Source organism: Variovorax sp. Root473 (assembly GCF_001426505.1).
GTDB lineage: Bacteria > Pseudomonadota > Gammaproteobacteria > Burkholderiales > Burkholderiaceae_C > Variovorax.
This window is the reverse complement of sequence record NZ_LMEV01000017.1, coordinates 20321-41440: the sequence shown is the minus strand read 5'-3', so window position 1 is coordinate 41440 and position 21120 is coordinate 20321. Positions and strand designations below refer to the sequence as shown.

The following is a 21120-nucleotide window of genomic DNA, read 5'->3' as shown; positions in this document are numbered from 1 at the left end:
TTAGTCGTTGGTGATCTTGCGATCGACGACGATCTTTTTCCATTTGGCGGCATCAACGGCCACCATCTTTGCGAACTGCTCGGGCGTGCCCGCGTTCGCCGGCTCGATGCCCAGGCGGGCGAGCTTGTCCTTCAGCTCCGGATCGGCCAGCGCCTCGTTGGCGGCCTTGTTCACGCGCGCCACGATGTCGGCCGGCAGCCCCTTCGGACCGTAGAAGCCGAACCAGGTGTTCGACTCGAAGCCCGGCAGCGTGTCGGCGATGGGCGGCAGCTCGGGCGCGAGCGGGCTGCGCTTGAGCGAGGTGACGCCCAGTGCGCGCAGGCGGCCGTCGCGCACGTGCGGCATGCCGGTGGGCAGCGAATCGAACAGCACGTCGACCTTGCCGCTGATGAGGTCAGGCACTGCGAGCGCCGTTCCGCGGTAGGGAATGTGCGTGACGAACACGCCGGCCTGCGCCTTGAACAGCTCGGCCGTGAGCTGCACGATGGTGCCGTTGCCGCTCGACGCGTAGTTGAGCTTGCCGGGGTTCTTCTTCGCGTGGTCGATCCACTCACGCACCGTCTTGGCGGGCGCGTTGACCGGCACCAGCATGATGCTCGGCGCGTCGCCCACGTGGGCGATGGGCGCGAAGTCGCGCACCGTGTCATAGGGCAGCCTGGGCGTGATGGCGGGACCGATGGCGTGCGTGCTCGTGGTCGCGAGCAGCAGCGTGTAGCCGTCGGGCGGCGCCTTGGCCGCGAGGTCGGAGCCGATCGCGCCGCCCGCGCCGGGCTTGTTGTCGACCACCAGCGTGGTGCCGAGCTTCTCGCCCATCTTCTGCCCCAGCGTGCGGGCGAAGAGGTCGGTGGCACCCGACGCCGGGAACGGCACGATGAGTCGGATCGGACGGTTCGGATAAGTCTGAGCCAGGGCAGGCACCGCGGCCAGCACCAGCACGGCTGCGGCGAGCGCGATACGGGTGGTTCGTTTCATGGATTTCATTGTGTCCCGAGGTGGTGTGTCGAGGGCGCGCCTTGGCCGACGTAGCCGCAGGATTGGACACGCGGGCCATTGAAAAGGGAAATGGATTTATCGGATAGATATATGAATTGAGTGCATCAATGGTGCTGCTGCGAAGCCCCAACGACAAACGGCGCCCGAAGGCGCCGCTTGTACGTGGAGGCAAAGGCCGTCGATCAGTCTTCGACGAAGGCCTCTTCGCGCTTGGACTTCACCGCAGGCAGCAGCACGATGATCAGCAGCAGCGCTGCGGCGATCAGCAGGCCGGCCGAGATCGGGCGCGTGACGAACACGCTCCAGTCGCCACGCGACAGCAGCAGCGAACGGCGCAGGTTCTCTTCCATCATCGGGCCCAGGATGAAGCCCAGCAGCAATGGCGCGGGTTCGCAGCCGAGCTTGAAGAAGGTGTAGCCCACAAAACCGAACACACCCACCATCCAGATGTCCCAGGTGTTGTTGTTGGTCGAGTACACGCCGATGGCGCAGAACAGCACGATCGCCGGGAACAGGAACTTGTAGGGCACCGACAGCAGCTTGATCCACATGCCGATCAGCGGCAGGTTCAGGATCACCAGCATCGCGTTGCCGAGCCACATCGAGGCGATCAGGCCCCAGAACAGCTCGGGGTTGCTGGTCATCACCTGCGGACCCGGCTGGATGTTGTGGATCGTCATCGCACCGACCATCAGCGCCATCACAGCGTTGGGCGGAATGCCCAGCGTCAGCAGCGGAATGAAGGAGGTCTGCGCGCCGGCGTTGTTGGCAGCTTCAGGCGCAGCCACACCGCGGATGTTGCCCTTGCCGAAGGGCACTTCGCCCGGATGCAGCTTGGTCTTCTTCTCGATGGTGTAGGCCGCGAAGGCCGACAGCAGCGCGCCGCCGCCCGGCAGGATGCCCAGCGACGAACCCAGCGCAGTGCCGCGCAGCACGGCGGGCAGCATGCGCTTGAAGTCTTCCTTGGTCGGGAACAGGCCCGAGACCTTGGCGGTGAAGACTTCGCGCTCTTCGTCGGGACGCGACAGGTTGGCAATGATTTCGCCGTAGCCGAACACGCCCATGGCGATGGCCACGAAGCCGATGCCGTCGGTGAGTTCAGGCACGTCGAAGCTGAAGCGCGCGACGCCCGAGTTCACGTCGGTGCCGACCAGGCCCAGCAGCAGGCCCAGCACGATCATCGCGATCGCCTTGAGCAGCGAACCCGACGCCAGCACCACGGCGCCGATGAGGCCCAGGATCATCAGCGAGAAGTATTCGGCGGGGCCGAACTTGAAGGCCAGCTCGGTCAGCGGCGGTGCGAAGGCGGCAAGAATCAGCGTGCCGACGCAACCCGCGAAGNNNGTCGATCACGGTCACCACCGACGACGATTCGCCCGGCAGGTTCACCAGAATCGCGGTGGTCGAACCGCCGTATTGCGCGCCGTAGTAGATACCGGCCAGCATGATCAGCGCCGACACAGGCGGCAGTGCGTACGTGGCGGGCAGCAGCATCGCGATGGTCGCGACCGGACCGATGCCCGGCAGCACGCCGATCAGCGTGCCCAGAATGCAGCCAACCAGGCAGTACAGCAGGTTGGTGAAGGTAAAGGCAACGCCAAAACCCAGCGAGAGGTGTTCAAACAGTTCCATGGTGTGAGCAGCTTTCTTCTCAACCGGTGATGAAGGTCGGCCAGACCTGGATCTGGAGCTTCAGCGCCCAGATGAACGCGACGTAGCTGCCAATGGCCAGGATGGTGGCCAGCACCAGCACAGTGGGCAGCTTGAACTCGTGACCGGCGAGGCTCGAGATGATCACGAGCGCGTAGATCGCGATGATCATGCCCATGGCCGGAATGCCGATGCTCGGCAGGCCGCCCAGCAACACGCCGAAGGCGAGGTTGGCACCCAGGATGAACACCACCTGCTTCCAGGCCCACTTGCCGATCTTTTCGCCGTCGGTCGTTTCAACGGTCAGGCCGCTGAACATGATCCCCAGGCCGATGAAGGCCATCAGGATGCCGAGCATCAACGGGAAGTACCCCGGACCCATGCGGGCGCCGCTGCCCACGCTGTAGGTGGTGGCGCCCCATGCGAACGCCACGCCCACGACGGTGAACATCAGTCCCGAGAAAAAGTCTTTCTGACTTTTGATTTTCACGAACAGTCTCCTCGAACAATTTCGATGCGGGATTGTCGAGTCAGCCTCCGGTCAGCCTGATGTGGATTCCACTAACCGAAGTCCTAGGGATAACCCGAAATGACTCATGCCCCGTCGCGCGGGGGCATGGGTCTCTACTCGAGCGGAGGCGTCGCGCTGAGCACTTCTTCGATGGTCGTCACACCCTCGGCCACGCGCAACGCGCCGGCAAGACGCAGCGGCCGCATGCCGTCGATCACGGCCTGGCGCCGCAGGCCCGTGAGGTTGGGTTCCTTGGTGACCTTGTCCTTGAAAGGCTCGGTCACGCTCAGCAGTTCGTACAGGCCCATGCGGCCCATGTAGCCGGTCATGCGGCAATCGACGCAGCCCACGGGCTTGTAGGCGCGCACCGGGCCGGTGATCTGCCACGGCTTGACGATGGCCTCGAGGCTTTCGCGCGTGACCGCGTCGTCGGGCTGCTTGCAATGCGGGCACAGCGTGCGCACCAGGCGCTGCGCGAGCACGCCCAGCATCACGGCGGTGATGAGGTACGAAGGCACGCCCAGTTCCATCATCCGCGTGATGGCACTCGGCGCATCGTTGGTGTGCAGCGTGCTGAACACGAGGTGGCCCGTGAGCGCGGCCTGCACCGCCATCTCGGCGGTGGCGAGGTCGCGGATCTCGCCGACCATGATGATGTCCGGGTCCTGGCGCATCAGCGCGCGCAAGCCCTCGGTGAAACCGAAGTCCAGCTGCGGCTGCACCTGCGTCTGGTTGAACGAGGGCTCGATCATTTCGATCGGGTCTTCGACCGTGCTCACATTGACCTCTTCGGTCGCCACGCGCTTGAGCGTGGAATACAGCGTGGTGGTCTTGCCCGAGCCCGTGGGCCCGGTCACCAGGATGATGCCGTTGGGCCGCGTGACGAGTTGCTCCCAGCGCTGCGCGTCGTGCTGCGCGAAGCCCAGTGCGTCGAGGTCCTTCACCGCGGTGTCGGGGTCGAAGATACGCATCACCATCTTCTCGCCGAAGGCCGTCGGCAAGGTCGACAAACGCATTTCGATTTCGTCGCCGCGCATGTTGCGGGTCTTGATGCGACCGTCGAGCGGGCGGCGCTTTTCGACGACGTCCATGCGGCCCAGCAGCTTGATGCGCGCGACCATTGCATTCATCACGCCCATGGGCATCTGGTAGGCGGGATGCAGGATGCCGTCGATGCGAAAGCGGATCACCCCCTGCTCGCGGCGCGGCTCCAGGTGGATGTCGCTGGCGCGCTGGTCGAAGGCGTACTGCCACAGCCAATCGACCACCTGCACCACGCTCTGGTCGTTGGCGTCGAGCTGCTTGTTGCTCTTGCCGAGCTCGACCAGCTGCTCGAAGCTTGCGCCGCCGGTGTTGCCGCCGGCCTTCTGCGCGGCGCGCACGGACTTGGCGAGCGCAAAGAATTCGGCCGTGTAGCGCTGGATGTCCGACGGGTTGGCCACCACGCGGCGCACGGTGCGCTTCGACTGGCGCTCGACCTCGGCGATCCAGTCGGTAAGAAACGGCTCGGCCGTCGCCACCACCACTTCGTTGGGCAGCACCTGCACCGGCAGCACCTTGTGGCGCTCGGCGTAGGCTGCGCTCATGGTGTCGGCCACCTTGCCCACGTCGACCTTGAGCGGATCGATGCGCAGGTAGCTCAGGCCGGCGCGGCCGGCGAGCCATTGCGCGAGCGCTTCGAGGTCGAGCGGCTTGCCGTCGGCCTCGCGCGTCATGGCGACATTGGCCAGGCGCACCAGCGGCGCCTGCCGGCTCTCGGCCTGGGCGCAACGCGCGATGGTGCGCTTGGCTTCCATCGGCGAGATCACGCCGTCGGTGGCGAGCCATTCGATCAGGCGACGCAGGTCGAGCGGCCCTTCGTGGCGGGCGGCGGGGGCGGAAGCAGCGGCGGGTACAGCGCTCATGAACCGGAGGTCAGGTGATCAGGTGGTGAGGGAAAGCGTCATCGGCTTGAAGACCCGCAGCCACTTCGGCGCGGGCAGGCCCCAGCGAGTCTGGATGGTTTGGGCGCGCTCGGCAAGCACCTCGCGCTTCGGTCGCGAGGGCGTGCGCTGGGCCAGCACCACCGTGTTGCCTTCGCGCGTCGGCTTGAAGGCCCACACTGCATCGGCACCGAAGGCGGCCGCGATTTTCTCGAGGCTGCGCTCGTAGCTCGACGAGCGGCCGAACAGGTTGACGGTCATGCAGCCGTCTTCGGTGAGCAGCGCGCGGCAGTCGGCATAGAAGTCTTCGCTGTCGAGCACCGGCGCGGCGGCTTCGTGGTCGTACAGGTCGACCTGCAGCGCATCGACCGTGCCGTGCCAGTCGGGCTTGCGGATTTCCTCGGCCGCATCGGCGATCACCACGCGCAGCTTCAGGTCGTCGGCCGGCAGCTTGAACCAGCCGCGGCAGGCCGACACCACCTGCGGGTTCAGCTCGATGGCGGTGGTTCGCATGCGCAGCGTCTTGCGGCTGAACTTGGTGAGCGTGGCCGCGCCCAGACCGAGCTGCATCGCGTGGCGGCTGCCCACGCCCTTGCCGTCGACGAACAGCAGCCAGGCCATCATGCGCTGCACGTACTCGAGCTCGATCTCGAACGGCGCATCGAGCTTCATCGAGCCCTGGACCCACTCGGTGCCCAGGTGCAGGTAGCGGATGTCGCCCCAGTCGGAAAAATTGACTTCGGGGAGAACGAGGTTTTTCTTGGAGGATGAAGCCATCAGAGAAGGTGGTGAGCGACGAAGACCTCGCGCCAGGCCGCGAGCTTGCGCTCGAAGGACCATGACGCGTTGGCGGGGCTGGTGGACGGCAATGAATAAACCGGCACCCCGAGGGTGCGCGTGTGGCGTGCGTGCTTGAAACTCTCGCCGCCGTTGTGGGCGATGGCCGCGAGCTTGGGCAGTTGCAGTCCGGCGATATCGTTCACCACGGGCGAGCGGATCGCCGTGTCGAGGCTGCCCTCGCGCTCGCAGGCGCCATACACGTCCCACACGCCGAGGCCGCGATCGAGCAGCCATGCGCAGCGCGCGCGGTAGCTGTCGGCGCCTGGAAGCGCAGGGTCGGGCCAGAGGGCTTGCAAGATCTTCCAGAACTGATTTTGGGGATGCGCATAGTACTGCTGCTGCGCGAGCGACTTGACGCCCGGGAAGCTGCCGAGAATGAGCACACGCGTGTTCGACGAGACAAGGGGCGCAAGGCCGGTCAGCACCGAGCCGGCAGTGGCGCCAGCAACGGTCGAGGACGGGGCGGCGGTTGGTTTCATGGGCGGTATCTTGGCATTGCCGCACGGCGTGCATGAACGCCCATGAAAAAACCCGCCGAGGCGGGTTCTTTCTTCAAGCACGGGCCCAAGCCCGGCGCGTGAATTTACGGCTTCTTCGCGGCGTCGTGCTCGGCCGTGCCCGGCACCTTCTCGCCGATCGCCTTGCCGGTGCTGCGCATGCCGTCGGCCGTCTTGTGGCCGGCATTCTCAACAGCGTCGCCCGTCTTGGCGGCCACGTTCTTGGTGGCGTTGGTCGCCTTCTTGGTCGTTTTCTTCGTTGCGTTCCAGGCCTTCTTGGTGCCGCGCTCGGTGGCGTTGGCTGCCTTCTTGGTGCCGCTCTTGGTGGCATCCCAGGCCTTCTCGGCGCCGTTCTCGGTGGCGTTCACGGCCTTCTTGGTGGTGCTCTTGGTGGCGTCCCAGGCCTTCTCGGTGCCGCGTGCGGTCGCGTCGACGGCGTCCTTGCCGGCTTCCTTCACCTTCTCGGTGGTCGTGGGCTCGGCCGCGGTGGTCTGCGCGACGGCCGACACACCGATGGAGGCCAGCGCCAGGGCCAGCGCGACGGGCAGGGTGCGAACAAAAGATGTGGTCATGAAAGACTCCTTTTTTGAGTGAACTAGCGGAGTGACGACAGTGCCACTGAGCAACCAACGCCACTTCGAACTTCAAGGATGACAGCAAAAATGGCCCGATGGCCTGCGCTGGCGCAACTCGGGAACTTGACCTACGCAGCGGGCAGACACCCCTCCGACACGTTCAGCAGACTTTGGAGCTTCGGCAGCGCCGCGACCGCATTGCGGGTGGTGTTTCCGGCCAGCGACGCGGTGTCGATGCCGCGCAACTGCGCCACCACTTCGGCGATGCGCGGCAGCTCGCCGGGTTCGTTGCGGCCCTGCGCTTCGCCCGCATCGCGCTGCGCCTGCGTGCGGTAGAGCCAGTGCGGCTGGATGTCGGGTGCGTCGGTTTCCATGACCAACGCGTCCATCGGCAGCGTGGATGCAAGGCGGCGCAGTTGCAGCGCGCGCTCGAAGGTCACGGCGCCGCCGAAGCCCAGCTTGAGCCCGAGTTCGATGCAGGCGTTGGCCTGCTGTTCACTGCCATTGAACGCGTGCGCGATGCCATGCCATGGCCGCGCGCCCGCGGTCTGGCGCAAATGCTTGAGGACCTTGTCGACCGAGCGCCGCACATGGAGGAGCACCGGCAGTCCATGCTTGCGTGCCAGTTGCAACTGAGTGTGAAAGAAGCGTTCCTGTTTGTCGGGGTCCAGGCCTTCGACGAAGTAGTCGAGCCCGATCTCGCCGACCGCCACCAGGCGCGGGTCGTCGCGGCGTGCGTGCAGTTCGGCGTCGAGCGTCTGCAGGTCGGCGTCGCTCGCGTCGCCCGTGCGCAGCGGGTGGATGCCCAGTGCGTAGGCGTCGCCCTGCCTGTGGGCGAGTTCGCGCACGGTGGCGAAATTGAAGGCGGCCACGGCGGGAATGACGCACAGCACCACGCCCCGCTCGGCGGCGCGGGCGCGGATCGCCGGCATCTCCGCACCGAATTCGGGCGCATCGAGGTGACAGTGGGTATCGACAAATGCAGCCATCGCACAATGATGCCCGAAGGGATGCACAGGCGCGGAAAGCGTGCTACTGTGAACTCCTTCACGCGTCTTTTTTGCCGGAGGTGCTCCGATGCGCAGGCCCGCTTTCTACAGCCGCTCGCCCCGCACGCTGCCACCGGCCGCAGAACCGGCGGCCGGGTCGCCGGCGGATGCCGAGGCTGTGGCCGGGGCCGATGCCGTGCAAGCCACACCACCGCCGGTGCGCGCGCACTGGCAACCCGGGCGCCGCGCCTTTGCCCTGCTCACCGTCAGCTGCATCGCCATCACCGCCGGCGGCGCCTACTGGGCACCGCGCCACGGCGCCAAGGCGCTCACGCAGAAAGACATCGACGCTGCCGTCCTGCGCACGCTGCAGACCAACACCCTGCCCTCGCCCGCCGCCAAGGCGGCCGACATCGTGCGGCCCTCCGTGGTGCGCGTGGTCGGCTACGGCCCCGAGAAGGCCACGCCCGAAGCCAGGACCCAGAAGCGCGGCCGCAACATGGCCAAGGGCAAGCCGCCCGAGGCGCCGCTCGACGGTGCCGCGCCCGGCGAGGTCGAGCGCGGCGTGGGCACGGGCGTGGTGATCGTCGACAAGGGCGTGATCCTCACCAACCTGCACGTGGTCGCTGGCGCCGAGAAGATCAAGGTCACCTTCTCCGACGGCCTCGAAGCCACCGCCGTCATCACCGGCGTGCAGCCCGAGAACGACCTTGCGGTGCTGCAGGCGCAGAAGATTCCCGATGACCTGATTCCCGCCGTGATGCGCTCGACCGCCGACCTGCGCTCCGGCGACCAGGTCGCCGCCGTGGGCTTTCCGTTCGGCATCGGGCCGTCGGTGTCGGCGGGCGTGGTGTCGGGCCTGAAGCGCTCCTTCCGTTCGCCCGAGGGCAAGCAGGAGCTGGGCAACCTGATCCAGTTCGACGCCGCCGCCAACCCCGGCAACTCGGGCGGACCGCTCATCAACATGGACGGCGAGGTGCTCGGCATCGTCACCGCCATCCTCAACCCGACGCAGCAGCGCACCTTCATCGGCATCGGCTTCGCGGTGCCGATCGAGAACGCTGCCTCCGCAGCCGGCTCGCCGCCTTTCTGATTTCCTCGAAAGCCCTTCGCATGAGCACAGAAAACCCGATCTCCTCGACCTTTTCCACGGCTCCCGCCACCGCCGAGCTGATGGAGCAGATCCTCTATGAGGTGAAGCGCGTGGTCGTGGGCCAGGACCGCTTTCTCGAGCGCGTGATGGTCGCGATGCTCGCGGGCGGACACCTGCTGGTCGAGGGCGTGCCCGGACTGGCCAAGACGCTCACCATCAAGACGCTGGCCGACACCGTGCGCGGCCAGTTCAAGCGCATCCAGTTCACGCCCGACCTCGTGCCGGCCGACCTGGTGGGCACGCGCATCTACAACCAGAAGACGGGCGAGTTCAGCACCTCGCTGGGCCCGGTGTTCGCCAACCTGCTGCTGGCCGACGAAATCAACCGCGCGCCGGCCAAGGTGCAGAGCGCGCTGCTCGAGGTGATGCAGGAGCGCCAGGTCACCATCGCCGGCGAGACGCACAAGGTGCCGCGCCCCTTTCTCGTGATGGCCACGCAGAACCCCATCGAGACCGAGGGCACCTACCCGCTGCCCGAGGCGCAGGTCGATCGCTTCATGATGAAGGTGATGGTCGACTACCCGACCGATGAAGAAGAGTTCGTGATCGTGCAGCGCGTGATCGGCCCGGCCGTCTCGGCCACGCCGGTCGCCACCACCGAACAGCTGGCCGAGCTGCAGGCCGAGGCGCGGCGCGTGTACGTCGACCCCTCGCTGATCCAGTACGCCGTGAAGCTGGTGTCGGCCACGCGCACGCCCGAGAAGCACGGCCTGAAAGACCTGCGCCGCTTCATCACCTTCGGCGCCAGCCCGCGCGCGAGCATCAGCCTCACCGAAGGCGCGCGCGCCCTGGCGCTGCTGCGCGGCCGCAGCTACGCGCTGCCCGAAGACATGAGCGCGCTGGTGCCCGACGTGCTGCGCCACCGCGTGACGCTGTCCTACGAAGGCCTGTCCGAAGGGCTCACGCCCGACGGGCTGATCGAGAAGATCATGAAGGCCGTCCCCGCCCCTCCCAAACCACTCGAACATGAAAAGCTGGTGGCGTAAGGCTCCCGAGGCCGCGAACGACGACCGGCTCGCGCTCCAAGCCGGCGGGGCCGAACGCGCGCTGCGCCGGCTCGAATGGACCGTGATCCGCCGCCTCGACGGCCTGCTGCAGGGCGACTACCGCACGCTGATGCGCGGCAGCGGCCTCGACCTGGCCGACCTGCGCGAGTACCAGCACCACGACGACGTGCGCCACATCGACTGGAACGTCACCGCGCGGCTGCAGACGCCGCACGTGCGCGTGTTCACCGAAGATCGCGAGATGTCCGCCTGGTTCGTGCTCGACCTGAGCCGCTCGGTCGACTTCGGCTCGGGCCTGAAGGCCAAGCGCGAGATCTCGGCCGGCTTCGTCGGCGTGCTCGCGCGGCTGCTCACGCGGCACGGCAACCGCGTCGGCGCGCTGGTCTACGGCCGCGACCTCGAGGCCGTGATTCCGCCGCGCACCGGACGGCGCCATGTGTTGCACCTGTTGCACGCAATGGAGAAGCGCGCGAACCAGGCCGAGGCTGCACCCACGCAGAAAGGCATGACGCGGCTGTCGGACCTGCTGGCCTCCGCCGCCTCGCTGATGCCGCGCCGCTCCACCGTGTTCGTGGTGTCCGACTTTCTCAGCGAGCCCGGCTGGGAGCGGCCGCTGGGCCAGCTGGTGCAGCGGCACGAAGTGATTGCCGTGCGCCTGTTCGATCCGCTCGAACTCGAGCTGCCCGACCTCGGCCTGGTGCCGCTGCGCGACGCCGAGACCGGCGAGCAGCTGTGGGTCGACACCCATGACGCGGGGTTCCGCCAACGCTTCGCGCGGCTGGCCGCCGAGCGCGAAACCACGCTGCGCGACACGCTGGCCCGGGCCGGCGTCGACGCCCTCGAACTCTCGACCAGCGACGACCTGGTCGAAGCCATCGTGCGATTCGCCGACCTGCGCAAGCGCCGGGTTCGCGGGGTTGCAGCGCGTGGCGGGAAGGCGATGGTGGCGGCATGACATTCCTCTGGCCTCAATTCCTCTGGCTGCTGGCGGCCTTGCCGCTGCTGGTGCTGCTGTATGTCTGGCTGATCCGCCGCAAGAAGAAGATGGCGGTGCGCTACGCCAGCCTGTCGATCGTGCGCGAGGCCATGGGCCCGGGCCAGAGCCTGCGGCGCCACATTCCGCCGCTGCTGTTCCTGGTGGCCATGGCGGCGATGCTCGTGGCTGCGGCCCGGCCGATGGCCGTGGTGGTGCTGCCGTCGAACCAGCAGACCATCATCCTGGCGATGGACGTGTCGGGCAGCATGCGCGCGGCCGACGTGCAGCCCAACCGCCTCGTGGCGGCGCAGGAGGCGGCCAAGAGCTTCATCAAGGACCTGCCGCGCCACGTGAAGGTGGGCATCGTCGCGTTTGCGGGCAGCGCGCAGGTGGCGCAGCTGCCCACCACCAACCACGACGACCTCGTCACGGCCATCGACAGCTTCCAGCTGCAGCGCGCCACGGCCACGGGCAATGCCATCGTGGTGTCGCTGGCCACGCTGTTTCCCGACGCGGGCATCGACATCTCGCAATTCAGTGCGCCGAGCCGCCAGCGCGGCATTCCGATCGACCAGAACGAAAAACAGCTCAAGGAGTTCACGCCCGTGGCACCCGGCTCGTTCACTTCGGCCGCGGTGATCATGCTGACCGACGGCCAGCGCACCACGGGCGTCGACCCGCTCGATGCCGCCAAGGCCGCGGCCGACCGCGGCGTGCGCATCTACACGGTGGGCGTGGGCACGGTCGACGGCGAGACCATCGGCTTCGAAGGCTGGTCGATGCGCGTGCGGCTGGACGAAGACACGCTCAAGGCCATCGCCAACAAGACCAGCGCCGAATACTTCTACGCCGGTACCGCGAGCGACCTGAAGAAAGTCTACGAAACGCTGAGCTCCAAGCTCACCGTCGAGAAGAAGGAGACCGAGGTGTCGGCGCTGTTCGCGCTGGCCGCCGCGGTGCTCACCCTGCTGTCGGCGGGGCTGTCGCTGCTCTGGTTCAACCGGATTCTTTAGCGCTCTGCGAGGGTGCAGCAGGCGGCAGCTTCACCGCCCCCACGCCGCCCAGGAACAGGTCGGCCACGATCGGCGCAATGGCTGCGTGGTCGAGCCGGCCGCCGGGCTTCATCCAGGTGAACATCCAGTTGATCATGCCGAACAGCAGCATGGTCAGCGGCTTGGCGAGCTCGTCGCTCGGCGCGCCGGGGCGCAGTGCCGACACGGCGCGCGCAAAGCCCGCGACCACGGCACGCTCCTGGTCGAGCACGCGCTCGCGGTCTTCCTCTTCGAGAAAGCGCACGTCGTCGGTCAGCACGCGGTGCGCGTCCTGCGCGCCGGCGTACTCCTCGACGATGCGATAGATGAAGCGGCGCAGGCGTTCTTCGTCGGTGGACGGCTGGGCCTCTTCCTCGGCCACCAGCGCCGCCAGCTTCGAGACGTGCGTCTGGGCGATGCTGATGAGCAGGCTGCTCTTGTCCTTGTAGTAGTGGTAGAGCGTGGCCTTCGAGAGGTTGCAGGCCTCGGCGACCTGGTTCATCGAGGTCGCGGGGTAGCCACGGCGGGCGAACAGCTGGGCGGCCTGCGCAAGGATCAGTTCGCGCTGATCGTCGTAGGTGGCGGATCTTCCACGCGGCATCGGGTCTTCTTCCTGGGTTGTCTGTCGGTTGCTGGCGTGCAGCAGGCTCGATCTTGCATGAAGCCGCAGGGCTACCCGCGGCGGGTCGCGATCAGGGATTTCACGTCGGTGACCGGCAGGCGCGGCCGGTCTTTTTCGACCTCGGCCAGGGGCGCCACCTCGTGCAGGCTGGCCAGGCTGCGCACCGTCAGCGCCTGGTAGGTGTGCGTGCCCTCGAGCTTCCAGGCAATCTCTGCGTCGCTGAGCTCGCGCCGTACCTTGGCCGGGATGCCCGCCGCGAGCGAACGCGCGGGCACCTTCATGCCGGCGGGCACAAAGGCGCAGGCCGCGACGATGGCTTGCTCGCCCACCTCGGCCTCGTCCATCACCACGGCATTCATGCCGACGAGCGCGTCGCGCCGCACGATGCAGCTGTGCAGGATCGCGCCGTGGCCGATGTGGCCATTGACCTCCACCACCGTGTCGTTGTCGGGAAAGCCGTGGATGCAGCAGTGGTCCTGCACGTTCGAGCCCTCCTGCAGCACGATGCGGCCGAAGTCGCCGCGCAGGCTGGCGCAGGGCCCCACATAACAGTGCGGGCCGACGATCACGTCGCCGATCAGCACGGCCGTGGGATGCACGTAGGCGCTCGGGTCGACGACAGGAATCACGCCGTCGATGGAATAGCTGGGCATTCGGTCTCCTTGTTTTTTGCGAGTCTCAGGGTTTGCCCTGAATGCACCCCGCTTGTGCCGGAATCGAGGTCGATCCTAAAATCAACCGAACGGTCGGTCAATAGTGTTTACGCACCGAGCCGTCCCCACAAAGGATGAAAGAGACACGCATGACTGAGCCTTTGGTACTCATCAGCAACGCCGGCGCCGTCCGCACGCTGTGCCTGAACCGCCCCGCGGCGCTCAACAGCTTCACGACCGGGCTGCACGCCGAGTTGCTGGCCGCGCTCGAAGCCGCGGCCGCCGACAGCAGCGTGCGCTGCGTGGTGCTCACCGGCGCCGGCCGCGCCTTCTGCGCGGGGCAGGACCTGGCCGACCCGTCGGTCGCGCCCGACCCCACGCCGGGTGCCGCGCCCAAGGACCTGGGCAACGTCATCTCTACTTACTACGGCCCGCTCGTCGCGCGCCTGCGCTCGATGCCGGTGCCGGTGGTTGCCGCCGTCAACGGCGTGGCGGCCGGCGCGGGCGCCAACCTCGCGCTGTGCTGCGACCTCGTCGTGGCCGGCCGCTCGGCCAGCTTCATCCAGGCCTTCACCAAGATCGGCCTCGTGCCCGACACCGGCGGCACCTGGCTGCTGCCGCGGCTCGTGGGCCCGGCCCGCGCGCTGGGCATCGCGATGCTGGGCGACAAGCTGCCCGCCGAGGACGCCGCGCGCATCGGCCTCATCTGGCAGTGCGTGGACGACACGGCCTTGGCCGACACCGCCGCCGCGCTGGCCGCGCGCCTGGCCGGCATGCCCACGCGCGCGCTGGTCGCCACCCGCGAGGCCATGGCCGCTGCACAGAACCTCGACCTGGGCGCGGCACTTGCCGAGGAAGCGCGCATCCAACGCGACATGGGCCATGCCGACGACTACCGCGAAGGTGTCGAGGCTTTCCGCGCCAAGCGCGCCCCGGTGTTCAAGGACCGCTGAGATGACCGACGCTTCCCGCACCCCGCAGCAGACCGCCGAGTTCGTGCGCGACGGCATGTTCGCGAACGACAACGCCAGCAAGGGCCTGGGCATGCGCATCGTGGAGGTCGGCCCCGGCCAGGCCACGCTCGAGATGCGCGTGCGCCCCGACATGCTCAACGGCCACGCCATCTGCCACGGCGGCTTCATGGCCACGCTGGCCGATTCCACTTTCGCCTTCGCCTGCAACTCGTACAACGAGCTGACCGTGGCCTCGGGCTTCGCCATCGACTTCCTCGCGCCGGCGCGCGAGGGCGACGTGCTCACCGCGCGCTGCTTCGAAGTGTCGAAGGCCGGTCGCACCGGCGTGTACGACACCGAAATCACCAACCAGCGCGGCGAGCGCATCGCGATGTTCCGCGGCCGCTCCTACACCGCCAAGGGCCGGCCCGCCGTACCCGCCGCCTGAGGAGACACACACCATGACCGTCAAACGCCCCGCCCCCGGCGACCTCGACCCGATCGAAACCGCCAGCCGCGACGAGATTGCCGCGCTGCAGCTCACGCGGCTGCGCGCCACACTGCGCAACGCCTACGACAACGTGCCGCACTACCGCCAGGCCTTCGATGCGAAGGGCGTGCACCCCGACGACCTGAAGTCGCTGGCCGACCTGTCGAAGTTCCCGTTCACGGTGAAGACCGACCTGCGCGACAACTACCCCTTCGGCATGTTCGCCGTGCCGCGCACGCAGGTCGCGCGCATCCACGCGTCGTCGGGCACCACCGGCAAGCCGACCGTGGTGGGCTACACGAAGAACGACATCGACACCTGGGCCGACCTGGTCGCGCGCTCCATCCGCGCGGCAGGCGGGCGGCCCGGCGACATGATCCACGTCGCCTACGGCTACGGCCTCTTCACCGGCGGCCTGGGTGCGCACTACGGCGCCGAACGCGCGGGCTGCACCGTCATCCCGATGTCGGGCGGCCAGACCGAGAAGCAGGTCCAGCTCATTCAGGACTTCAAGCCGGACATCATCATGGTCACGCCCAGCTACATGCAGGTGATCATCGAGCAGTTCGAGCGCCAGGGCCTCGATGCCAAAGACAGCTCGCTCAAGCTCGGCATCTTCGGCGCCGAGCCGTGGACCGAGGCCATGCGCCGCGACATCGAGACCAAGGCCGGCATCGACGCGGTCGACATCTACGGTCTCTCCGAAGTGATGGGCCCCGGCGTGGCGAGCGAATGCGTCGAGAGCAAGGATGGCCCCGTCATCTGGGAAGACCACTTCTACCCCGAGATCATCGATCCGGAAACGGGCGAGCTGAAAGCCGATGGCGAAGAAGGCGAACTCGTCTTCACCTCGCTGAGCAAGGAGGCGATGCCCATCGTGCGTTACCGCACGCGCGACCTCACGCGCCTGCTGCCGCCCACCTCGCGCGCGTTCCGCCGCATGGGCAAGATCGTCGGGCGCAGCGACGACATGATGATCATCCGCGGCGTGAACGTCTTCCCCACGCAGGTGGAAGAGATCGTGCTTGCGCACAGCGCGCTCACCGGCCTGTACCAGGTGCGCGTGAGCCGCGAAGGCCTGCTCGACCAGGTCGAGGTGCACTGCGAACTCACGCCGCACGAAGCCGCCGCGGCCGACCGCAACGCCATCTCCGGCTGGGTGCAACACCGCGTGAAGACGCTCATCGGCATCTCCACCCGCGTGGTCGTGCACGGCCCCGACGAAATGGAACGCACGCAGACCGGCAAGGCCCGGCGCGTCGTCGACACGCGCCCGCGCTGAACCGCCCGCGCCCCCACACCGCACCGAAAGGACACGCACATGTACACCCAGGCCATGGACACGATGGGCAAGGACGCAGGCGACGGCAAGCAAAAGGCCGTGCGCTCCGCCGACGAGATGCGTCTCGAGGAACGTTTCGACGCCCGCATCGACGCGGGCGACTTCATCGAGGCGAAAGACTGGATGCCCGAGCACTACCGCAAGACGCTGGTGCGCCAGATCAGCCAGCACGCGCACTCCGAAATCGTGGGCATGCTGCCCGAGGGCAACTGGATCAGCCGCGCGCCCACGCTCAAGCGCAAGGCCATCCTGCTGGCCAAGGTGCAGGACGAAGGCGGCCACGGCCTCTACCTGTACGCGGCGGCTGAAACGCTGGGCACCTCGCGCGACCAGATGTTCGACGCGCTGCACAGCGGCAAGGCCAAGTACAGCTCGATCTTCAACTACCCCACGCTGACCTGGGCCGACATGGGCACCATCGGCTGGCTGGTCGATGGCGCGGCCATCATGAACCAGGTGCCAATCTGCCGCTGCTCGTACGCACCGTATGCGCGCGCCATGATCCGCATCTGCCGCGAAGAAAGCTTTCACCAGCGCCAGGGCTACGAGGCCCTGCTGACGATGATGAAGCAGGGCACCGACGCGCAGAAGGCCATGGTGCAGGACGCCGTCAACCGCTGGTGGTGGCCCTCGATCATGATGTTCGGCCCGCCCGACGACCAGTCGCCCAACTCCGCGCAGTCGATGCGCTGGGGCATCAAGCGCTTCAGCAACGACGAGCTGCGCCAGAAGTTCATCGACGCCACGGTCGAACAGGCCGCAATCCTCGGCGTGACGCTGCCCGACCCCGACCTGAAGTGGAACGAGGAGCGCCAGGCGCACGACTTCGGCGTCATCGACTGGAGCGAGTTCTGGCGCGTGATCGCCGGCGACGGCCCCTGCAACCGCGAACGCCTGCAGGCCCGCGTGGACGCCTGGGACGACGGGGCCTGGGTGCGCGAAGCCGCCCTCGCCCACGCCAACAAGCAACAACCAATCAAGGAAGCAGCATGAGCACCGAAGTGAAGCAAGAGTGGCCCCTGTGGGAAGTGTTCGTGCGCAGCAAGGCAGGCCTCGATCACAAGCACTGCGGCAGCCTGCACGCCGTCGACCCGAAGATGGCCATCCAGATGGCGCGCGACGTCTACACGCGCCGCCAGGAAGGCAGCAGCATCTGGGTGGTGCGCTCCGACCAGATCGTGGCCAGCGACCCGGGCGACAAGGACATGTTCTTCGACCCGGCCGAAGACAAGGTCTACCGCCATCCCACCTTCTACGCGCTGCCCAAGTCCGTGGACCACATGTGAGCGAGCGGCACGCCATGCAAGCCTCGATCGAACTGAACCGCACGCCCGCCGTGCACTACCTGCTGCGCATCGGCGACACCTGCCTGGTGCTCGCGCAGCGCCTGGGCGAATGGTGCGGCCACGCACCGGTGCTCGAAGAAGACATCGCGATGGCCAACATCGCGCTCGACCTCGTCGGCCAGGCCCGCGCGGTGCTCACGCACGCCGGCCAGCTCGAAGGCGCGGACCGCGCGCACGACGAAGACCAGCTCGCCTACCTGCGCGACGAGCGCGACTACTTCAACCTCACGCTGGTCGAGCTGCCGCGCGGCGACTTCGCCTTTGCCGTGCTGCGCAACACCATGGTCGCCACGCTGCTCAAGCTGCTGTGGCAGCGCCTGTCCGCATCGAGCGACGCCGAGGTGGCCGCCATCGCCGGCAAGGCGCTGAAGGAAGCGCGCTACCACCAGCAGCACTCGGCCGACTGGGTCGTGCGACTGGGCGACGGCACCGACGAATCGCGCCGCCGCACCGAGAAGGCGCTCAAGCAGCTGTGGCTCTACGTGCCCGAGCTGTTCGACAGCGACGACGTCGATGCACAGGCCAGCGCCAGCGGCCTCGGCCCGGCGTGGAGCGAACTGCGCGAACCCTGGCTCGCAGAGATGCAGCAGGTGCTCGATGCGGCCGGCCTCGCGATGCCGAAGGAAGCTGCCTTCCGCAGCACCGGCAAGCAGGGCGTGCACAGCGAGCACATGGGCTACATCCTGGCCGAGATGCAACACCTGCAGCGCAGCTTCCCCGGAGGCGTGTGGTGACCACCGAAGTGGCGTCGCGTGTCGATGCGGCCTGGGCCGTGCTGCACACCGTGCCCGACCCCGAGGTGCCGGCCGTGTCGGTCTGCGACCTGGGCATCGTGCGCGAGGTGATCGAGCACGACGACGGCCTGGAAGTCGTGCTCACGCCGACCTACTCCGGCTGTCCCGCCACCGAAGCCATCGAGCACGATGTGCTGGCCGCCATCGAGACCGCCGGCCTGGGCCGCGCGCGCGCCACGCTGCGCCGCGCACCCGCCTGGACCAGCGACTGGATCAGCGACGAAGGCCGCGACAAGCTCAAGGCCTACGGCATCGCGCCGCCGGCCCATCTCACGCCCGAGCAGGCCTCCACCACCGCCGTGCCGATCAAGCTCTTCGGCCGCATGGCCGGCGAGCGCATCGCCTGCCCGCGCTGCGCCAGCGAGCGCACCGAACGGCTCTCGGCCTTCGGCTCGACGGCCTGCAAGGCCCTGTACCGCTGCATGGCCTGCCGCGAGCCTTTCGAACACTTCAAGCCAATCTGAGACTCTCACGATGAGCACCCTCTTCCACCCCCTGCGCGTGAAGGCCATCGAGCCCGACACGCACGAGGCCGTCATCGTCTCGTTCGAGGTGCCGACCGACCTGCAGCAAGTCTTCGGCTTCACGCAGGGCCAATACCTCACGCTGCGCCATGACATCGACGGCCAGGACCTGCGCCGCTCCTATTCGATCTGCGCCGGCATCGACGACGGCGAGCTGCGCGTCGGCGTGCGCAAGGTGCGCGGCGGCGTGTTCTCCAACTGGATCAACGCCCACCTGCAACCCGGCGACAGCCTGCAGGTGATGGCACCGCAAGGCCGCTTCTTCGTACCGATCGAGCCGGCCTCTGCGCGCCACCACGTGGGCATCGCGGGCGGCAGCGGCATCACACCCATCCTGTCGATCATGAAGACCGTGCTCGCGCGCGAACCGCACAGCCGCTTCACGCTGATCTACGGCAACCGCCAGCTGCAGTCCACGATGTTCAAGGAAGAGATCGAGGACCTGAAGAACCGCTACATGACGCGCCTCGTGCTGCAGCATGTGTTCTCCGACGAGCACACCGATTCGCCACTGGGCTTCGGCGTGATGAACCGCGAGAAGATCGGCGAGTTCCTGGCCTCGGTGGTGCCCGCCGCGCAGATCGACCACGTGTACGTGTGCGGCCCGTTCCAGATGAACGACGAGGCCGAGGCCGCGCTGCTGGCCGCGGGTGTGCCCGAAGACCGCATCCACATCGAGCGCTTCGGCGTCGCGCTGCCGTCGGCCACCTCGGCCAGCCAGGTCGGCGCGGTGGTGCACGAGGCGCAGCCGGGCGATGCCAAGCAGGCGCGCGTGACCATCGTGCGCGACGGCCTGCAACGCGAGATCACCTACACCGAGGGCCAGCCCAGCATCCTCGACGCAGCGTCGGCGGCCGGGCTCGAAGTGCCGTTCTCGTGCACCTCGGGCGTGTGTGGCACCTGCCGCGCGAAGTGCGTGGACGGGGAAGTCCGCATGGAAAGAAACTTTGCACTCGACAAGAATGAAGTGGCCGCGGGATTCGTGCTGACTTGCCAGGCCCACCCCCTGACCGAACGCGTCACGCTGTCTTTCGACGAGCGTTGAGCGCACGGCTTTTCCCTCGGCCTTTCCCCTTTCAACCCGGAGACAAACCAACCATGACATTCTTCAAGCCCCTGCTGATCACCGCCCTGTGCGCCACGGCCCTCTCGGCCTGGGCCGACGTCAACGTCGGCGTGACCATCTCGGCCACCGGACCGGCGGCTTCGCTCGGCATCCCCGAGAAGAACACCATCTCGCTGATGCCCAAGACCATCGGCGGGCAGAAGATCAACTACATCGTGCTGGACGATGCCTCCGACACCACGGCCGCCGTGAACAACACGCGCAAGCTGATCGCCGAGAACAAGGTCGACGTGATCCTGGGATCGACCACCACGCCGGCTTCGCTCGCGATGATCGACGTGGCCAGCGAAGCACAGACGCCGATGATCTCGGTGGCCGCCTCGGCGCGCATCATCGAGCCGATGGACGCCAAGAAGAAGTGGGTCTTCAAGACGCCGCAGAACGACATCATGATGTCGCTGGCCATCGCCGAGCACATGGCCGCCAACGGCGTGAAGACCGTGGGTTTCATCGGTTTCTCCGACGCGTACGGCGAAGGCTGGTCGCAAGAGTTCGCGAAGGCCGCCGAGCTGAAGAAGATCAAGATCGTGGCCAACGAACGCTATGCGCGCTCGGACACCTCGGTCACCGGCCAGGCCCTGAAGCTCATGTCGGCCAAGCCCGACGCGGTGCTGGTCGCCGGCTCCGGCACGCCGGCCGCGCTGCCGCAGAAGACACTCAAGGAGCGCGGCTACACCGGCAAGATGTACCAGACGCACGGCGTGGCCAACGCCGACTTCCTGCGCGTGGGCGGCAAGGACGTGGACGGCACCTTCCTGCCCGCTGGTCCGGTGCTCGTGGCCGACCAGTTGCCCGCCAGCAACCCGGTGAAGAAGTCCGCGCTCGCGTACGTCGCCGCCTATGAAGCCGCCTACGGCAAGGGCACGGTGTCGACCTTCGGCGCGCACGCCTGGGACGCGGGCCTCCTGATGAGCTCGGCCGTGCCGGTCGCGCTGAAGAAGGCCCAGCCGGGCACGCCCGAGTTCCGCGCCGCACTGCGCGATGCGCTGGAGCAGACCAAGGAAGTGTCGGGCGCGCACGGCGTGTTCAACATGACGGCGGCCGATCACCTGGGCCTCGATCAACGCGCGCGCGTGATGGTGAAGATCGAGAACGGCGCCTGGAAGTACCAGCCCTGAGCTCGCCC

The 21120-nt window shown here is 67.4% G+C and carries 23 protein-coding genes and 1 pseudogene; 13 read left to right on the top strand and 11 right to left on the bottom strand.

Annotated elements, in window-relative coordinates; all coding sequences use genetic code 11:
* From ASD34_RS13410 to ASD34_RS13375, 9 genes and pseudogenes are all read right to left on the bottom strand, one after another.
* Positions 1 to 972 (bottom strand): tripartite tricarboxylate transporter substrate binding protein, encoded by a 972-nt coding sequence (locus ASD34_RS13410; protein ID WP_056578168.1) that lies wholly within the window; start codon positions 970 to 972, stop codon positions 1 to 3.
* 203 nt (positions 973 to 1175) lie between these two features.
* Positions 1176 to 2334: pseudogene (locus tag ASD34_RS13405) on the bottom strand (tripartite tricarboxylate transporter permease); the annotation flags it as partial.
* 3 nt (positions 2335 to 2337) lie between these two features.
* Positions 2338 to 2625: tripartite tricarboxylate transporter permease (locus tag ASD34_RS28225; RefSeq protein ID WP_235510062.1), on the bottom strand; the 288-nt coding region annotated here is incomplete at its 3' end.
* A gap of 19 nt (positions 2626 to 2644) precedes the next feature.
* Positions 2645 to 3133 carry a tripartite tricarboxylate transporter TctB family protein gene (locus ASD34_RS13400; RefSeq protein ID WP_056578166.1) on the bottom strand — a complete coding sequence of 163 codons (489 nt, stop codon included), beginning with the start codon at positions 3131 to 3133 and terminating at the stop codon, positions 2645 to 2647.
* Between the two features lie 134 nt (positions 3134 to 3267).
* Positions 3268 to 5058 carry a GspE/PulE family protein gene (locus tag ASD34_RS13395; RefSeq protein WP_056578164.1) on the bottom strand — a complete coding sequence of 597 codons (1791 nt, stop codon included), beginning with the start codon at positions 5056 to 5058 and terminating at the stop codon, positions 3268 to 3270.
* 18 nt (positions 5059 to 5076) lie between these two features.
* Entirely contained in the window at positions 5077 to 5853 is a 777-nt protein-coding gene (locus tag ASD34_RS13390) for a hypothetical protein (RefSeq protein ID WP_056578161.1), read from the bottom strand.
* On the bottom strand, positions 5853 to 6395 hold the full coding sequence (locus ASD34_RS13385) for a DNA-deoxyinosine glycosylase (protein WP_056578160.1): 543 nt from the start codon (positions 6393 to 6395) through the stop codon (positions 5853 to 5855). The genes ASD34_RS13390 and ASD34_RS13385 overlap by 1 nt, the downstream gene beginning before the upstream one ends.
* A gap of 104 nt (positions 6396 to 6499) precedes the next feature.
* Positions 6500 to 6985 carry a hypothetical protein gene (locus ASD34_RS13380; protein WP_056578158.1) on the bottom strand — a complete coding sequence of 162 codons (486 nt, stop codon included), beginning with the start codon at positions 6983 to 6985 and terminating at the stop codon, positions 6500 to 6502.
* 131 nt (positions 6986 to 7116) lie between these two features.
* Positions 7117 to 7977, bottom strand: a complete 861-nt coding sequence (locus ASD34_RS13375; protein WP_056578156.1) for a TatD family hydrolase — start codon at positions 7975 to 7977, stop codon at positions 7117 to 7119.
* Positions 7978 to 8065: 88 nt separating this feature from the next.
* Here ASD34_RS13375 and ASD34_RS13370 point away from each other — a divergent pair, with 88 nt between their 5' ends.
* From ASD34_RS13370 to ASD34_RS13355, 4 genes are read left to right on the top strand one after another with little or no spacing between them, the layout of a single operon-like run.
* Entirely contained in the window at positions 8066 to 9070 is a 1005-nt protein-coding gene (locus ASD34_RS13370; RefSeq protein WP_056578154.1) for a S1C family serine protease, read from the top strand.
* Positions 9071 to 9090: 20 nt separating this feature from the next.
* The gene (locus tag ASD34_RS13365) at positions 9091 to 10116 is read left to right on the top strand and encodes an AAA family ATPase (RefSeq protein ID WP_056578153.1); all 1026 of its coding nucleotides are present in this window, start codon (positions 9091 to 9093) and stop codon (positions 10114 to 10116) included.
* Positions 10097 to 11092 (top strand): DUF58 domain-containing protein, encoded by a 996-nt coding sequence (locus ASD34_RS13360; RefSeq protein WP_056578150.1) that lies wholly within the window; start codon positions 10097 to 10099, stop codon positions 11090 to 11092. Before ASD34_RS13365 ends, ASD34_RS13360 begins: the two co-directional genes overlap by 20 nt.
* Positions 11089 to 12126, top strand: a complete 1038-nt coding sequence (locus ASD34_RS13355) for a VWA domain-containing protein (RefSeq protein ID WP_056578148.1) — start codon at positions 11089 to 11091, stop codon at positions 12124 to 12126. The genes ASD34_RS13360 and ASD34_RS13355 overlap by 4 nt, the downstream gene beginning before the upstream one ends.
* Here the strand turns inward: ASD34_RS13355 and ASD34_RS13350 are convergent.
* Positions 12110 to 12745: a TetR/AcrR family transcriptional regulator gene (locus ASD34_RS13350; RefSeq protein WP_056578145.1), complete on the bottom strand. Its 636-nt coding sequence runs from the start codon at positions 12743 to 12745 to the stop codon at positions 12110 to 12112. The genes ASD34_RS13355 and ASD34_RS13350 overlap by 17 nt on opposite strands.
* Positions 12746 to 12816: 71 nt before the next feature.
* Positions 12817 to 13419: a phenylacetic acid degradation protein PaaY gene (locus ASD34_RS13345; RefSeq protein WP_056578143.1), complete on the bottom strand. Its 603-nt coding sequence runs from the start codon at positions 13417 to 13419 to the stop codon at positions 12817 to 12819.
* A gap of 149 nt (positions 13420 to 13568) precedes the next feature.
* Between ASD34_RS13345 and ASD34_RS13340 the strand changes: the two genes are divergently transcribed.
* The 9 genes from ASD34_RS13340 to ASD34_RS13300 are packed head-to-tail and all read left to right on the top strand — an operon-like array spanning position 13569 to position 21112.
* Entirely contained in the window at positions 13569 to 14372 is an 804-nt protein-coding gene (locus ASD34_RS13340) for an enoyl-CoA hydratase-related protein (protein WP_056578141.1), read from the top strand.
* A 1-nt stretch (position 14373) separates the two neighbouring features.
* Entirely contained in the window at positions 14374 to 14820 is a 447-nt protein-coding gene (paaI, locus tag ASD34_RS13335; protein ID WP_056578139.1) for a hydroxyphenylacetyl-CoA thioesterase PaaI, read from the top strand.
* 13 nt (positions 14821 to 14833) lie between these two features.
* Positions 14834 to 16144, top strand: coding sequence for a phenylacetate--CoA ligase PaaK (gene paaK / locus ASD34_RS13330; RefSeq protein WP_056578137.1), 1311 nt, complete (start codon positions 14834 to 14836; stop codon positions 16142 to 16144).
* A 39-nt stretch (positions 16145 to 16183) separates the two neighbouring features.
* The gene (gene paaA / locus ASD34_RS13325) at positions 16184 to 17197 is read left to right on the top strand and encodes a 1,2-phenylacetyl-CoA epoxidase subunit PaaA (RefSeq protein ID WP_056578135.1); all 1014 of its coding nucleotides are present in this window, start codon (positions 16184 to 16186) and stop codon (positions 17195 to 17197) included.
* Positions 17194 to 17490 (top strand): 1,2-phenylacetyl-CoA epoxidase subunit PaaB, encoded by a 297-nt coding sequence (gene paaB / locus ASD34_RS13320; protein WP_056578133.1) that lies wholly within the window; start codon positions 17194 to 17196, stop codon positions 17488 to 17490. The genes paaA and paaB overlap by 4 nt, the downstream gene beginning before the upstream one ends.
* Positions 17491 to 17504: 14 nt before the next feature.
* Positions 17505 to 18284: a 1,2-phenylacetyl-CoA epoxidase subunit PaaC gene (gene paaC, locus ASD34_RS13315; protein ID WP_056582309.1), complete on the top strand. Its 780-nt coding sequence runs from the start codon at positions 17505 to 17507 to the stop codon at positions 18282 to 18284.
* Entirely contained in the window at positions 18281 to 18808 is a 528-nt protein-coding gene (paaD, locus tag ASD34_RS13310) for a 1,2-phenylacetyl-CoA epoxidase subunit PaaD (RefSeq protein ID WP_056578131.1), read from the top strand. Before paaC ends, paaD begins: the two co-directional genes overlap by 4 nt.
* Positions 18809 to 18818: 10 nt before the next feature.
* Complete coding sequence (paaE, locus tag ASD34_RS13305; RefSeq protein WP_056578128.1) at positions 18819 to 19913, top strand: 1,2-phenylacetyl-CoA epoxidase subunit PaaE; 1095 nt, start codon at positions 18819 to 18821, stop codon at positions 19911 to 19913.
* 53 nt (positions 19914 to 19966) lie between these two features.
* On the top strand, positions 19967 to 21112 hold the full coding sequence (locus ASD34_RS13300) for an ABC transporter substrate-binding protein (protein WP_056578127.1): 1146 nt from the start codon (positions 19967 to 19969) through the stop codon (positions 21110 to 21112).
* The last annotated feature ends 8 nt before the right edge of the window (positions 21113 to 21120 follow it).

What these genes read in the sequence shown, in the direction of transcription:
- ASD34_RS13410 (WP_056578168.1), bottom strand. Translation starts at nt 972, where the DNA reads ATGAAACGAACCACCCGTATCGCGCTCGCCGCAGCCGTGCTGGTGCTG.
- ASD34_RS13395 (WP_056578164.1), bottom strand. Translation starts at nt 5,058, where the DNA reads ATGAGCGCTGTACCCGCCGCTGCTTCCGCCCCCGCCGCCCGCCACGAA.
- ASD34_RS13390 (WP_056578161.1), bottom strand. Translation starts at nt 5,853, where the DNA reads ATGGCTTCATCCTCCAAGAAAAACCTCGTTCTCCCCGAAGTCAATTTT.
- ASD34_RS13385 (WP_056578160.1), bottom strand. Translation starts at nt 6,395, where the DNA reads ATGAAACCAACCGCCGCCCCGTCCTCGACCGTTGCTGGCGCCACTGCC.
- ASD34_RS13380 (WP_056578158.1), bottom strand. Translation starts at nt 6,985, where the DNA reads ATGACCACATCTTTTGTTCGCACCCTGCCCGTCGCGCTGGCCCTGGCG.
- ASD34_RS13375 (WP_056578156.1), bottom strand. Translation starts at nt 7,977, where the DNA reads ATGGCTGCATTTGTCGATACCCACTGTCACCTCGATGCGCCCGAATTC.
- ASD34_RS13370 (WP_056578154.1), top strand. Translation starts at nt 8,066, where the DNA reads ATGCGCAGGCCCGCTTTCTACAGCCGCTCGCCCCGCACGCTGCCACCG.
- ASD34_RS13365 (WP_056578153.1), top strand. Translation starts at nt 9,091, where the DNA reads ATGAGCACAGAAAACCCGATCTCCTCGACCTTTTCCACGGCTCCCGCC.
- ASD34_RS13360 (WP_056578150.1), top strand. Translation starts at nt 10,097, where the DNA reads ATGAAAAGCTGGTGGCGTAAGGCTCCCGAGGCCGCGAACGACGACCGG.
- ASD34_RS13355 (WP_056578148.1), top strand. Translation starts at nt 11,089, where the DNA reads ATGACATTCCTCTGGCCTCAATTCCTCTGGCTGCTGGCGGCCTTGCCG.
- ASD34_RS13350 (WP_056578145.1), bottom strand. Translation starts at nt 12,745, where the DNA reads ATGCCGCGTGGAAGATCCGCCACCTACGACGATCAGCGCGAACTGATC.
- ASD34_RS13345 (WP_056578143.1), bottom strand. Translation starts at nt 13,419, where the DNA reads ATGCCCAGCTATTCCATCGACGGCGTGATTCCTGTCGTCGACCCGAGC.
- ASD34_RS13340 (WP_056578141.1), top strand. Translation starts at nt 13,569, where the DNA reads ATGACTGAGCCTTTGGTACTCATCAGCAACGCCGGCGCCGTCCGCACG.
- paaI (WP_056578139.1), top strand. Translation starts at nt 14,374, where the DNA reads ATGACCGACGCTTCCCGCACCCCGCAGCAGACCGCCGAGTTCGTGCGC.
- paaK (WP_056578137.1), top strand. Translation starts at nt 14,834, where the DNA reads ATGACCGTCAAACGCCCCGCCCCCGGCGACCTCGACCCGATCGAAACC.
- paaA (WP_056578135.1), top strand. Translation starts at nt 16,184, where the DNA reads ATGTACACCCAGGCCATGGACACGATGGGCAAGGACGCAGGCGACGGC.
- paaB (WP_056578133.1), top strand. Translation starts at nt 17,194, where the DNA reads ATGAGCACCGAAGTGAAGCAAGAGTGGCCCCTGTGGGAAGTGTTCGTG.
- paaC (WP_056582309.1), top strand. Translation starts at nt 17,505, where the DNA reads ATGCAAGCCTCGATCGAACTGAACCGCACGCCCGCCGTGCACTACCTG.
- paaE (WP_056578128.1), top strand. Translation starts at nt 18,819, where the DNA reads ATGAGCACCCTCTTCCACCCCCTGCGCGTGAAGGCCATCGAGCCCGAC.
- ASD34_RS13300 (WP_056578127.1), top strand. Translation starts at nt 19,967, where the DNA reads ATGACATTCTTCAAGCCCCTGCTGATCACCGCCCTGTGCGCCACGGCC.